The sequence below is a fragment of the Corynebacterium hylobatis genome (genome assembly GCF_003955685.1).
In the GTDB taxonomy this organism is placed as follows: Bacteria; Actinomycetota; Actinomycetes; order Mycobacteriales; family Mycobacteriaceae; genus Corynebacterium; species Corynebacterium hylobatis.
In genome coordinates this window covers 222,518-235,527 of sequence record NZ_RXHJ01000002.1, presented here as the reverse complement: position 1 = coordinate 235,527, position 13,010 = coordinate 222,518, and the positions used below count along the sequence as shown (strand labels likewise).

Here is a 13,010-nt window from a genome sequence, read left to right as displayed (position 1 = left end):
ACTTGTTCTGACGGCAATTTGCCCTTGACGGATGCGCCGGATCGCCAGGTCACCGGAGAGGTCCCCGCATGAGGGGCCGGGTGTCCGGCAGGGAGCTACTGGCTCCCGACCACCTTGGAGAACTCTGGCCCCAACTCCATCAGCAACGATCTGAAGGCCATTTCCAACGGTGAAAGGGAACGTTCCTCTCGCTGACCCAGTAGTACGCGCCGCACTGGGGCATCGACGGCGATCCCCAGAATTTTGACGTTCGGGTGCTGGACAACCAGCGCGCTCCTCGGTGCAATCGCCACGCCGATCCCTACGCTGACCATCGCCTGCGTCTCCTGGTAGTCATTGGCATACATGGCGATTCTGGGCCGGAAGCCTGCCTGGGATCCTGATTTTTCGATAACTTCCACGACGGGGTGATTATCGCCCCGCGTCACCCAGTTCTCCTCGGCGAGCTGCTCCAGGTGGACGTGGTCCTGCCTGGCCAGATGGTGATCTTTTGCTACCAGGACCACGAAAGTTTCCCGGAAAACTTCTGTGGTGGTCAGCCCTTCTCGCATGAATGGGGTCCAGGGGTAGTCCCACAGGAGTGCTAGTTGGACCCCGCCCTCCTCCAGCTCCTGGACCAGCCTATTCAGTCTCGCGCTGCGGATCAGGAGGTCTACCGATGGGTATCGACGCTTGAATTTATCGATGGCCAGGGGGAGGAACGAGGCGGCGACAGTGGGAAACGCCCCTATTGACAGGCTGCCTTTCCTTCCGCTGGCCAGTTCTGCGATGTCGGATTCTGCCGCTGCCAGTTGTCGCATCACGCGACGAGCATGCTCCGCGAGAACTAGCCCCGCCTCGGTGGGTTCAATGCCTCGGCGGCCCCTCTGGAAGAGGGACAGGCCAACTTCCTTCTCTAGTTTCTTCAGCTGTTGGGAGATCGCTGAAGGAGTGAAGAGAAGTTCGTCTGCTGCTGCCGTCACCGAGCCGAGCTCCAGGGTTTTCACAAACATGTGCAGTCGTCGAGTGTCATACATCTTTTCTCCTTTTTTCGAGATGCTGCAACAGCTTTGCTAAACGATTCTAAATCTATCTGTAGTAACTCTACACTTCAGAGGGGGGGGCGGAATGGCTGCTCGGACCCTCGTGGACACTCTTCGGCTCCAGTCTTCGAGCGATGGAGGGGGGCGGGAGGCCAGTAGATTAAGAAATAGTTAATTCACTTTAATTTAGTTTACATTGACTTCATTGATGGGAGGGGTAAAGCTACTTGTAAATCAAAAGTGATAGGAGTTACATATGCAGGTCCGGGCAGTCTGGATGCGTGGAGGAACAAGCAAGTGCTGGGTCTTTGAGAACGCCGCTCTCTCAGGGACAGGCCTCACGGTGGATCAAGTTCTGTTGCGGGCGTTCGGTAGCCCCGATACCCGGCAGCTGGACGGTGTAGGCGGAGGAACTTCGACGACAAGTAAGGCGGTCATTGTTTCTCGGAGTGAAAGGCCGGACGTCGATGTGGACTTCACTTTTGCGCAGGTGGGCATTGAAGAGGCCAAAGTCGACTGGGGAAGCAACTGCGGTAACTGCTCCGCTACTGTCGGTCTCTATGCGATCGAGCAGGGATGGGTCGATGCGACGCACCCGAGGACACGTGTCAATGTATTCAACGAAAACACGAATCAACTGATTGTGGAGACGATCTCCACACCCGGTGGCCAGCTCCCCGCTCAGCCTGATGACATGATGATCGGAACGCCCTTTGGCGGGCACAAGGTTCTTCTGGGCTTCCGTAGCCCTGAAGGGGCCACCACCGGTGCACTCTTTCCGGCCGGGCAGCGTCAAAGCGAGCTGCAGGTGGAGGACTCAGTAGTAAAGGTCTCCATGGTAGATGCTGGGGCGCCGACTATCTTGATACCAGCAAGCGAACTGAACCTTGATCCCTCCTCTTATGGCGACTGGAAAACCGCTGTCACAGGACTGCTGCCTCAGATCGAAAATATTCGCCGTCATGCTGCAGTTGCAATGGGGCTGGCGGAAAATCCCCGAGTTGCTGCACGCGCCATTCCTAAAATTGGTATTGTGTCGGATTCCCCCGATCAGGGTGCGGACATTCAGATCCTCATGTTCTCGATGGGCAAACCCCACCCTGCTATTCCGATTACTGCGAGTATTGCACTTACAAAGGCGGTTCTGGAGCCCGGGACACTTGCCCATGTTCCTGCCGCCGATCCGCAGCGGTTGCGTATCCGAACCCCTGTCGGAGTTATCGAAACCCATCATGAAGTCACCCTGTCTGGCACTGAAGTCGGAGTGGTGAGGACGGCCCGGAGTATCGCCGAGGCAGAATTGTTTGTCCCTGAGGGTGACCCTTCCTTGATAACCGTAGGAGCTGTGTGAAAATGAGGAAACGAACCAGCCGACGCCGGCTCTTTCGGATGGGGGGAGCAGCGCTGATGGCCAGCTTGATGGTGGCCTGTGCGCCGGCCCAGACTTCCTACCACCCCTCCGGAAACGGGATCATCGATGTGGTGGTGCCCTACGGAACCGGGGGTGGTACCGATACCTGGGCCCGATTTATCACGCCGTATTTTGCTTCGATGCAGCCGGAGGTCAACCGGTATCAGGTGGAGAACATCCCAGGTGGAGAATCAATTACAGGCACCAATGCCTATGTCCACGCGGGAGTAGTTGATGGCAACCAGACTCTTGTGGCCTCGGCAACGACCTATTTCCAGAGCATGCTCGGGCACCCTGCTGCGGAGTTCAGATTTAATGAAATGGAACCGCTGGTTCTCAACGGGACAGGCGCGGTGTTGTGGACGGGAGCTGACAGTGGCATCACCTCCGTCGAGGATCTGATCAACCGCGAGGAAGAGTCGCTGTACGGCGGTATGTCGGCCACCGGCCTTGATCTTGTTCCGCTTCTGGCGCTAGAGGCGCTGGGTGCCCCTGTCAAGGGAGTTTTCGGTATGGAAGGCCGCGGGCCAAGTCGACTTGCTGTCCAACGTGGTGAAACTGACTTGGATTTCCAGACAACCGCCTCCTACCTGTCGCAGGTGCAACCTTTTGTGGAAACCGGGGAAGCGATTCCGTTGTTCAGCGTGGGAATCCTGGAAAACGGTGAGGTTGTCCGCGATCCCAATGTTCCTGACATCCCGACCTTTGCTGAGGTGTATGAAAAGTACGGGGGAAAAACGGAGGAACAGCGTAAAGCCTATGAGGCCTACCAGGCGTTTGTGACGCCAGGTTTCTTTTACCAGAAGGGCCTGTGGGCCAATAAAGACACTGCCGACGATGTCATTGACCAGTACGACCAGATGGTTTCAGCGCTGAACACGGATCCTCAGTTTTTTGATGAGGCGGAATCCGCCCTCGGGGGATACCAGCTTCTTTCAGGTAAGCAGCACCGGGAAACTTTCCGAAAAGCTCTGGAGCTAGATCCGGAGGTCATGCATTTCACGAATGAGCTGCTGGCTGAAAAATACGCCGCACCGGTACACGGATAGGAGACGGACATGGTTGATGCAGCTCTAGCCGCTTTATCCAATTTTGCAGACCCGAGCATGTGGATCTTCCTGGGTGCCGGTGTGCTCGTCGGAATCATTATCGGCGTCATTCCCGGGCTCGGAGGAACAGGGGCAGTCGCGGTCCTGCTTCCTTTCGTATTTGTTCTTGAACCCAATCAGGCCATTGCCATGATCATCGGCGCGGTGGCTGTCGTGCACACCTCTGATGTCATCACTTCAGTGGTGCTGGGCATACCAGGTTCTGCGGCTGCCTCTGTCTTTCTTCTCGACGGCCATCAGATGGCGAAGAAGGGCCAGGGTGGACAAGCACTTTCGGCTAGTTTCATTGCCTCCATGCTGGGGGGACTTATCGGAATCGTGGCCCTCACGATCATCGTCCCCATCGCTCAGCCTATTGTGACTGCCTTCGGCTCTCCGGAGATTTTCGCCCTCATCATCATGGGTGTTTTCCTCACCGCTCTTCTCTCCAAGGGAAACATCATCAAGGGCCTGCTCATTTCAGCCTTCGGACTTGTTCTCGGCATGATCGGTGTCTCACCGATTTCGGCTGAGTACCGATTCACTTTTGGTTCCGAGTATCTCACCGATGGTATCGGGCTGGTCGCTGCCGCCCTTGGCATCTTCGGGCTGTCTGAAATTATTGACCTTGTCGCCCGCAAAACCAAGGTTGCTGAAGGCGACATGAACATTGGAGGTGGCTGGGGCGCAGGTATGCGTGACATCGGCCGCTACTGGGGCGATGTGCTCCGTGGCTCTGCGGTGGGCGTCGGTGTGGGCTTTTTGCCGGGTGTGGGTGCCACTGCCGGTTCCTGGCTGGCATATGGTCAGGCCCAGGCTTTCGCTGCAAGAAAACCAGCCACGGACAGATTCGGCAAGGGTGACCCGAGAGGGGTGATCGCGCCTTCTGCGGCAAGCAACGGTATCGAATCCGGATCATTGATTCCCACCCTGCTGTTCGGAGTCCCCGGAGCTGCCCCGTTTGCCCTGCTGCTCGGAGTCTTACTGATCTTCGGTATCCAGCCAGGCCCCACCCTGATTACCAATGAACTGGATCTCGTATATTTCATCGTCTGGGCCTTCGCCATCGCCAGTGTCCTCGGATCAATTCTGGCGTTCGTGCTGGCACGCCCTCTGGCTCGATTGAGTTATGTACGCTTCCCGATTCTCGCCGCCGCCCTGATACCCATTCTTTTTCTGAGTGGTTTCCAGGAACCCCTGAATCTGAACGTATTCTACATGATGCTGGCACTGGGAATCGTGGGTTGGGTTGCCAAGATGACCAACATTCCGCGCGCTCCGTTCCTGATCGCCTACGTGCTCGCAGAGCCACTTGAGCGGTACTATTTCCTGACCGTCAATGTCTTCGATCCCATTGAATGGATGACCCGCCCATTCGTCCTCGTCATCATTCTGATCCTTGTAGGAACGGTATCAGTTCCTCTGATCCGAAAAAAGATGCGTAAGACGAGGGCTAATGCGCCCGTCACACAGGTCTCGGAGAAATCAGAACTACCCGTCCCCCCGGTCCTTGATCTGGCCGTGTCTGTCATCCTCCTTCTCTTCTTCGCCGGAGTTATCGCGCTCGCTACCCAGTACTCTGCGAGCGGCAGCTTGTTTCCGACGGCGGTGGGTATTGTGGGCGTCGGCCTGGGTCTGTTCAGTCTCTACAAAGACATTCGAGTTGCCCGGAACGAGGGCCTTGAGGTGGAAGCGAAATACCTCTGGCTTGACCGCATACGTATCGTGGCAGGATCCTTGGCCTGGATGTTCGCCTATATCTGGCTGGTTTTCCTGTTCGGCATGATCATCGGGACCGCCGTCTTTGCCCTCCCGTTCCTGTTGATAGTGGCACGCATGAAAATCCTCTCGGCTGTGCTCTACACGGCCAGCATTAGCGGGGTGATATACCTCTTAGCCGAGTTTGCGCAGTTGGTCCCGCCAGCTGGCTACCTGTTCTAGGTAGAGAGCCGAACTGCAAAAGTACTGTCCACGATCACTGTTTCGGCGATCAGTTCTCCGCTCTGTCAACAACCGCCCTGTGAACAGCAGGGCGGTTCATCGTTCCTGAGGATCCAGACTTGAGTTGCCAGTTGCCCACTGCGCACTCTCGAACGACTGCCCGAGCACACGGGGAAGATGCCTCTGTGCAGACAAGCTGACGGACTTCCCCTGTGACGTTGTCATCACGCCATATCCTCCGGTCTGCAGGAGGAGGCCCCAGAGCTCATCCGTGGTCCTGGGTGCGGCTGGCAACCCTCGCTGAGACGGGTGATCCGTCTGCGGACCCCTGTCTCGCTGTATCCGCCCGCGCGTCCCGCAAACAGAAAGCTTCCCCGCCAGGACTCGAACCTGGAAAGCTGGTACCAAAAACCAGAGTGTTGCCGATTACACCACGGGGAACCGCACACTTGATGTGCACGATCAGCGTACCCGACAGTCGGCTGGGGGCTAAACAGCGGCTCGGGATAGGCTGTGAGGCATGGTTCGACAGCGGATGACGGGCAAGGAACGCCGGGAGCAGCTCATTTCGATCGGCCGCGAGGTGTTCGCCGAGCGGGGTTTCGAGGGCTCGAGTGTGGAGGAGATCGCGGCCCGCGCCGGGGTGTCCAAACCGGTCGTCTACGAGCACTTCGGCGGCAAGGAGGGCCTCTACGCCGTGGTGGTGGACCGGGAGATGATCAGCCTGGAGAAGATCATCACCGAGGCACTGTCGCACGGCCGTTCCCGGGTGCGCATCGAACAGGCCGTCATCGCCCTGCTGACGTACGTGGAGGAGGAGACCGACGGCTTCCTCATCCTGGTGCGGGATCTGGTGCCCGGCCAGGACCAGTCCTATGCCACGCTGCTGAACACCGCGGTGGGGCAGGTCTCCCACATCCTGGGGGATTCCTTCACCAGGCAGGGGCTGGACCCGGAGGTGGCGGTCCTCTACGGCCAGGCGCTGGTGGGCATGGTCTCCATGACCGCCCAGTGGTGGCTGGATGAACGCGAGCCCGCCAAGGAGGTCGTGGCGGCGCACATCGTCAACCTGTGCTGGAACGGGCTGGCGGGAATGAAATCCTCACCGACGTTGTCGGATGGGGTCCAGGAACAACTGCGGCAGGCAGGGGAGAAGTAGATGGTGCAGAAGACTCCGGCGATGCTGGCGGGCCTGCTCAAGGTCGCGGCGACGGACCCGAAACTCAAGGGCATGGTCGCCAACATCGGGCAGCGTCGACTGCACCTGACCGGCATCGATCAGGTCCGGCCCTGGGCCGTGGGGACCCTGGCACACCACGCCCCGGTGCTGCTGGTCACCGCCACCGGCCGCGAGGCGGAGGACCTCACCGCTGAGCTGCGCGCCATGCTGGGGGAGAAGGTTGTCTGGTTCCCGTCCTGGGAAACCCTGCCGCATGAACGGCTCAGCCCCGGCGTGGACACCATCGGACAGCGCGCACGCGTGCTCGACCTCCTCGGCAGGGGAGAGGTCTCCGTCGTGGTCACCGCCGCCCGCGGTTTCTGCCAGCCCCTGCTCGAGTCCGTCGAAGGCCGCGAACCGGTGGTGCTCAAGGAAGGCGTGGAACACGATTTCACGCAGCTGACGGAGGAACTGGTCTTCCGCGCCTACAGCCACGTGGACATGGTGGCCCGGCGCGGGGAGTTCGCCACCCGCGGCGGCATCCTCGATGTCTTCCCCACGACCGCGGACCATCCGGTGCGCGTGGAGTTCTGGGGGGATGAGGTCTCCGACATCCGCCAGTTCGCTGTCGCCGACCAGCGTACGGACCCGGATGCCGAGGTCGGTTCGGTGGAGATCTACCCGGCCCGCGAACTTCCCATCACCGAGACCATTGCCGAGCGGGCCGCAGAGTTGGCACTGAAGCACCCCGGTAACGCCACCCTGGTGGAGTTGCTGACGAAGATCTCCGACCGCATCCCGGCGGACGGGATGGAGGCGCTGATCCCGGCACTCGTCGATACGCGCATGGTCACCCTGCCGGAGCTGATGCCGGAGCAGACCCACATCGTGCTGGTGGGCCCGGAGAAGATCCGCACCCGCATCGCCGACCTGGAGGCCACCGACGCCGAGTTCCTCGCCGCCGGCTGGGAGGCAGCCGCCATGGGCGCCTCGGGCCCCATCGCCGCCGAAGGCCTGGACCTGGCGGCCTCCTCCTACCGTTCCTACGGCTCCCTGCAGGTCACAGCGGAGAAGAACGCCCTGCCCTGGTGGACCTTCTCTCCGACCGGCATGTTCGAGGCGGATGATGCGGAGACCCTGCCGTTGGACTTCGAGCCCGGGCCCACCCCGCGTGGCGACGCCGCCCAGATCGCGGCGATGATGTCGCTGCTGCTCGCGCACACCACCGACGGTGGCCGCGCCGCCTTCATCGCCCCCGCCCACGGCGCGATCAAACGCATGGTGGAGCGCTTCGCCGAGGCCGGCATCCCGGCGAAGGTGGCCACCCCGGGTTGGGAACCCTCACCCGGTGAGGTCACCCTCTACCAGGCGCTCAGCCACGCCGGCGTGGTTTTCCCGAAGGTGCGCAAACACCGTGACGGCGCCGCGCTGCCCTTGGTCGTCATCACCGAGACCGACCTGACCGGCAACCGCGTCGGCGACATCGCCGGTGCCAAGCGCCGCCCTGCCCGACGCCGCAACCGCGTCGACCCGCTGGCGCTGAAGACCGGCGACTTCGTCGTGCACGAGACCCACGGCATCGGCCGCTTCCTCAAGATGGCGGAGCGGACGATCCACGCGGGGGATGAGACGTCGAGACGCGAGTACATCGTGCTCGAGTACGCGGCGGCAAAACGCGGGCAGCCCGCCGACCAGCTGTGGGTGCCGATGGATTCGCTCGACCTGCTGAGCAAGTACTCCGGTGGGGAATCGCCGACCCTGTCGAAGATGGGTGGTTCCGACTGGAAGAACACCAAGAAGAAGGCGCGTGCCGCAGTCCGGGAGATCGCGGGTGAGCTCGTCGAGCTCTACGCCAAGCGGCAGGCCGCGCCGGGCCATGCCTTCGCGCCGGACAACCCCTGGCAGAAGGAGATGGAGGACAACTTCCCCTTCGTCGAGACCGAGGACCAGATGCTGGCCATCGACGCGGTGAAGGAGGACATGGAGTCGCATGTCCCCATGGACCGGGTCATCGTCGGTGATGTCGGCTACGGCAAGACCGAGGTGGCGGTGCGCGCCGCCTTCAAGGCCGTGCAGGACGGCAAACAGGTCGCGGTGCTCGTGCCCACCACACTGCTCGCCCAGCAGCACCACTCCACCTTCGAGGAGCGCATGACGGGCTTCCCGGTGACCATCCGTGGCCTGTCCCGTTTCACCTCCACGGCGGAGTCGAAGGAGATCATCGCGGGGCTGTCCGACGGCAGCGTGGACATCGTCATCGGCACCCACCGGATCCTGCAGACCGGTGTGCACTGGAAGAACCTCGGGCTGATCATCGTGGACGAGGAGCAGCGCTTCGGCGTCGAGCACAAGGAACACATCAAGGCCCTGCGCACCAACGTGGATGTGCTCACCATGTCGGCCACCCCGATCCCGCGCACCCTGGAGATGTCGATGGCCGGCATCCGTGAGATGACCACCATCCTCACCCCGCCAGAGGACCGCCACCCCGTGCTCACCTATGTGGGCGCACAGGAGGACAAGCAGATCGCCGCGGCCATCCGCCGCGAGCTGCTGCGCGACGGTCAGGTCTTCTTCATCCACAACAAGGTCGCTGACATCGAGAAGAAGGCCCGCGAGCTGCGCGACCTTGTACCGGAGGCGCGCATCGTCATCGCCCACGGCCAGATGGGCGAGGAACTGCTGGAGAAGACCGTCCAGGGATTCTGGGACCGGGAATTCGATGTGCTGGTGTGCACCACCATCGTTGAGACCGGCCTGGACATCGCCAACGCCAACACCCTCATCGTCGAGAACGCCCACCACATGGGCCTGTCCCAGCTGCACCAGCTGCGCGGGCGCGTGGGCCGGTCCCGGGAACGCGGCTACGCCTACTTCCTCTACCCGAAGGGTGCCACCCTCACCGAGACCTCCTATGACCGGCTGGCCACCATCGCCCAGCACAACGACCTCGGTGCCGGCATGGCCGTGGCCATGAAGGACCTGGAGATGCGCGGCGCCGGCAACGTCCTCGGCGCGCAGCAGTCCGGCCACATCGCCGGCGTCGGCTTCGATCTCTACGTCCGCCTCGTCGGCGAGGCCGTGGAGGCCTATAAAGCGCTGGCCCGGGGTGAGGTCATCGACGCCACCGACCAGGGGCCGAAGGAGATCCGCATCGACCTGCCCGTCGACGCCCACATCCCCGAGTCCTACATCAACTCCGAGCGCCTGCGCCTTGAGGTCTACCGCAAGCTCGCGGCCTCCGCGACGGAGGTCGACCTGCGCCTGGCGGTCGAGGAGATGGAGGACCGTTTCGGCCCCGTCCCGGAGCCGGTGTCCATGCTGCTGGCCGTGGCACGCCTGCGCCACCAGGCCCGTAACGCCGGGATCTCGGACATCATCGTCCAGGGCACCCGCATCAAGGTCGGCCCCGTCGACCTGCCGGACTCGAAGCAGGTACGCCTCAAGCGGCTGTTCCCGGGCTCGAACTACCGGGCCGCCGCCAAGGCCATCCAGCTGCCCTTCCCCAAGGCCGGCCGCGGCGCGGGGCAGCCCAACCTGCGCGATGTGGAGCTGCTGCAGTGGATGGCGGACTTCCTCACCGCCATGTTCGAGGCCCAGGAGACCGACGTGACCGGCGGCGTGACGCCGGAGAAGGCGAAGAAGAAGCGGGTGTTCAGCATCAGCGAATAAGCTGCGGCTGTAACGGAAAGAACCGGTTCCCCCCACGGGGAACCGGTTCTTTCATTATCCAGGCGGAACTATTCGCCTAGGCCGGACTGGCCGACGGCGATCATGCGCTCCAGCGACTGACGGGCGGCGTCGGCGGTCTCCGCCGGGACGTCCACCTCATCGGTGCCCAGCGCGAGGGCCCGCAGGAGGGCCGCCGGGGTGATCATCTTCATGTAGCTGCAGGAGGCACGCTCGTTGACCGGCTGGAAGTCGATCTCGGGGGCGGTCTGACGCAGCTGGTGGAGCATACCCACCTCGGTGGCCACGAGCACGGTGCCGGTGCCCTGGTTCTTGGCCTCGTCAATCATCTGGCCGGTGGAGAGCAGGTGGACGCGCTCCTTCTCCACGAGGCCCTCGCCGGCGAGGTAGATGGCGGAGTTCGCGCAACCGCACTCCGGGTGGATGTAGAGGTCCGCATCCGGATTCGCCTCGGTGATCTCGACCAGGTCGCGGCCGGAGATACCGGCGTGGACGTGGCACTCGCCGGCCCAGATACGGATGTTCTCCCGGCCGGACTCTCGCTTGACGTGCGCACCGAGGAACTGGTCCGGGTTGAAGAGGATCTCCTTGTCCGCGGGCAGGGAGTTGACGATGTCCACCGCGTTGGAGGAGGTGCAGCACACGTCGGTCAGCGCCTTCACCTCGGCGGTGGTGTTGACGTAGGAGACGACCAGCGCCTCAGGGTGCTCGTCCTTCCACTCCTGCAGCTGCTCGGCGGTGATGGAATCGGCGAGCGAGCAACCGGCGCGCTCATCGGGGATGAGGACGGTCTTCTCGGGGGAGAGAATCTTGGCGGACTCGGCCATGAAGTGGACGCCACAGAAGACGATGACGTCGGCATCGGTGGTCGCGGCGATACGCGACAGACCGAGGGAATCACCCGTGAAGTGGGCGATGTCCTGGATCTCCGGTATCTCGTAGTTGTGGGCGAGGATGACGGCGTTGCGTTCGGCGGCGAGACGCCGGACCTCGGCAGCCCATTCCTCATTCGCCTCGATACCGGTCCAGCCTTCGGGACCGTCGACAATCTTGTCGAGCAGCGGTGATGCGAGCGGTGACAGTTTGTTGACCACGGTTGGTTTCTCCTATTAGCCCGGGTGTGACGGGACAATTATCACAGACAACCACTCGCCGGAGGAAATATATCCCCGCCCGGGGAATCTCAGAGGGTCAGTGCGCCCTGCGCCAACCCCCACACGGCGGCGACCGCGGCCGCGACAATGACGGTGACCACAACCCACTCGAAACGGTTGAAGACCCGTTCGTTGGCCTGCATCCGGGTCAACACATAGGGGATCAGCCCCGGGAGGACCGCCAGGGCACCGAAGAGCAGGTAGGTCAGGTCGGCAGCGTAGAAGAGCCAGCCGGCGTAGACGAGGGCCACAATGCCGATGAACAGGTGCCGGCGGTTGTCCCGGGCGGGGACGTCGGGACCGCTGTCGTCGAAACGCTCCCCGGCGTGCGGGTGGATGATGCCGCGCCCGCGGGCGGCGAGGAGCACCAGGTACAGGGCGGAGAATATATAGGGCACGAGATAGAGGACAGTGGCCAGCTGCACCATGGAGACGTAGGCCGTCTCATTGAGGAAGAAGACGATTACCGTGAGCTGGATGACCACCGTTGAGGTGAGCTGGGCGGCCCACGGGGCGCCGGCGGTGTTGACCGCACCCAGACGCCGCGGCAGGAGACCGTCGAAGGCCATCAGCGCGATGGGTTCCGCGCACAGCATCTGCCAGGAGACGTACGCCCCGAGTACGGACAGACACAGGCCCAGGGAGATCAGCGCCGCGCCCCAGGGACCGACGACCACCTCGAGGACGGAGGCCATCGAGTTGTCCGGCAGCGCGGCAAGCTCCTCCTGGGTGAGCACACCGTAGGACAGGGTGGACACGCTGACCAGGAGGGCGAGGACGGTGAGGAAGCCGATGATGGTGGCCCGTCCGACGTCCCGCCGGGTCCGGGCCTGCTTGGAGTACACCGATGCACCCTCCACACCGATGAACACCCACACGGTGAACAGCATGATGCCCTGCACCTGGTCGAATACTGAGGCGGTGGAACCACCGGTGGACCAGAAGTCCAGGGTGAAACGTTCCCAGCTGAAGCCGAGGAAGGCGACCAGCACGATGAACGCACCGATGGGCAGGAGCTTCGCCACCGTGGTCACCGCATTCATGAACGCCGCCTGCTTCACACCCCGGGAGAGCACGGCGAAGACGAGCCAGGTCATGGCGGAGACCGCCAGCATCGTCGGCACCGGATGCTCCGGGCCCAGCCCCGGCACGTAGTGGCCGAGGGTGTTGAAGAATAAGGTGGCGTAACCCACCTGGGCGATCACCGAACCCAGCCAGTATCCCCAGCCCGAGGTGAAACCGATGTAGTCACCCAGCCCCGCCCGGACATAGGAGTACACACCGGAATCGAGGTGGGGTCTGCGCACCGCGAGCGTCTGGAAGACGAAGGCGATGGCGAGCATGCCCACTCCCGAGACCACCCAGCCGATCAGCGTCGCACCCGGGCCAGCGGCCGAGGCGACGTTCTGGGGGAGCGAGAAGATGCCGGAACCGACGGTGGAGCCGACGATCAGGGCCACCAGGCTCCACATGGTCACGGTATGCGTGCGCTTCGTCGTCACAGGTTCACTCTAGCGCCGGGGTGCGGAGGATTTAGGATGGGTC

At 62.4% G+C, this 13,010-nt stretch carries 8 protein-coding genes and 1 tRNA gene; 5 read left to right on the top strand and 4 right to left on the bottom strand.

The features are described from left to right. Positions 1–95: 95 nt before the first annotated feature. A complete protein-coding gene (locus EAH68_RS02385; RefSeq protein WP_126119710.1) occupies positions 96–1,016 on the bottom strand; it encodes a LysR family transcriptional regulator in 921 nt (306 codons plus the stop codon). Between the two features lie 262 nt (positions 1,017–1,278). On the opposite strand from EAH68_RS02385, the gene EAH68_RS02380 reads away from it, so the two are divergent. Genes EAH68_RS02380 through EAH68_RS02370 form a run of 3 tightly spaced genes read left to right on the top strand, consistent with a single transcriptional unit; the run spans position 1,279 to position 5,462 of the window. Beyond that, on the top strand, positions 1,279–2,373 hold the full coding sequence (locus EAH68_RS02380) for a PrpF domain-containing protein (RefSeq protein WP_126119709.1): 1,095 nt from the start codon (positions 1,279–1,281) through the stop codon (positions 2,371–2,373). A gap of 56 nt (positions 2,374–2,429) precedes the next feature. Next, a complete protein-coding gene (locus EAH68_RS02375; protein WP_126119708.1) occupies positions 2,430–3,482 on the top strand; it encodes a type 2 periplasmic-binding domain-containing protein in 1,053 nt (350 codons plus the stop codon). 9 nt (positions 3,483–3,491) lie between these two features. Beyond that, a complete protein-coding gene (locus EAH68_RS02370; RefSeq protein WP_126119707.1) occupies positions 3,492–5,462 on the top strand; it encodes a tripartite tricarboxylate transporter permease in 1,971 nt (656 codons plus the stop codon). A 369-nt stretch (positions 5,463–5,831) separates the two neighbouring features. Here EAH68_RS02370 and EAH68_RS02365 read toward each other — a convergent pair. After that, a tRNA-Gln gene (locus tag EAH68_RS02365) sits at positions 5,832–5,903 on the bottom strand. Between the two features lie 79 nt (positions 5,904–5,982). Here EAH68_RS02365 and EAH68_RS02360 point away from each other — a divergent pair. Both EAH68_RS02360 and mfd read left to right on the top strand, forming a co-directional pair. Next, positions 5,983–6,621, top strand: coding sequence for a TetR/AcrR family transcriptional regulator (locus tag EAH68_RS02360; protein WP_126119706.1), 639 nt, complete (start codon positions 5,983–5,985; stop codon positions 6,619–6,621). 21 nt (positions 6,622–6,642) lie between these two features. Further along, complete coding sequence (gene mfd / locus EAH68_RS02355) at positions 6,643–10,293, top strand: transcription-repair coupling factor (protein WP_126119790.1); 3,651 nt, start codon at positions 6,643–6,645, stop codon at positions 10,291–10,293. Positions 10,294–10,361: 68 nt separating this feature from the next. Here mfd and nadA read toward each other — a convergent pair whose 3' ends face one another. Together nadA and EAH68_RS02345 are read right to left on the bottom strand one after the other, a co-directional pair. Next, positions 10,362–11,372 carry a quinolinate synthase NadA gene (gene nadA / locus EAH68_RS02350; protein WP_126119789.1) on the bottom strand — a complete coding sequence of 337 codons (1,011 nt, stop codon included), beginning with the start codon at positions 11,370–11,372 and terminating at the stop codon, positions 10,362–10,364. A gap of 122 nt (positions 11,373–11,494) precedes the next feature. Then, entirely contained in the window at positions 11,495–12,967 is a 1,473-nt protein-coding gene (locus tag EAH68_RS02345; protein WP_126119705.1) for an amino acid permease, read from the bottom strand. Positions 12,968–13,010: the final 43 nt, after the last annotated feature.

Excerpts from the sequence above, each read along its gene's own strand:
- EAH68_RS02375 (WP_126119708.1), top strand. The coding sequence starts at position 2,430 with ATGGCCAGCTTGATGGTGGCCTGTGCGCCGGCCCAGACTTCCTACCAC.
- EAH68_RS02380 (WP_126119709.1), top strand. The coding sequence starts at position 1,279 with ATGCAGGTCCGGGCAGTCTGGATGCGTGGAGGAACAAGCAAGTGCTGG.
- EAH68_RS02360 (WP_126119706.1), top strand. The coding sequence starts at position 5,983 with ATGGTTCGACAGCGGATGACGGGCAAGGAACGCCGGGAGCAGCTCATT.
- EAH68_RS02370 (WP_126119707.1), top strand. The coding sequence starts at position 3,492 with ATGGTTGATGCAGCTCTAGCCGCTTTATCCAATTTTGCAGACCCGAGC.
- mfd (WP_126119790.1), top strand. The coding sequence starts at position 6,643 with ATGCTGGCGGGCCTGCTCAAGGTCGCGGCGACGGACCCGAAACTCAAG.
- EAH68_RS02385 (WP_126119710.1), bottom strand. The coding sequence starts at position 1,016 with ATGTATGACACTCGACGACTGCACATGTTTGTGAAAACCCTGGAGCTC.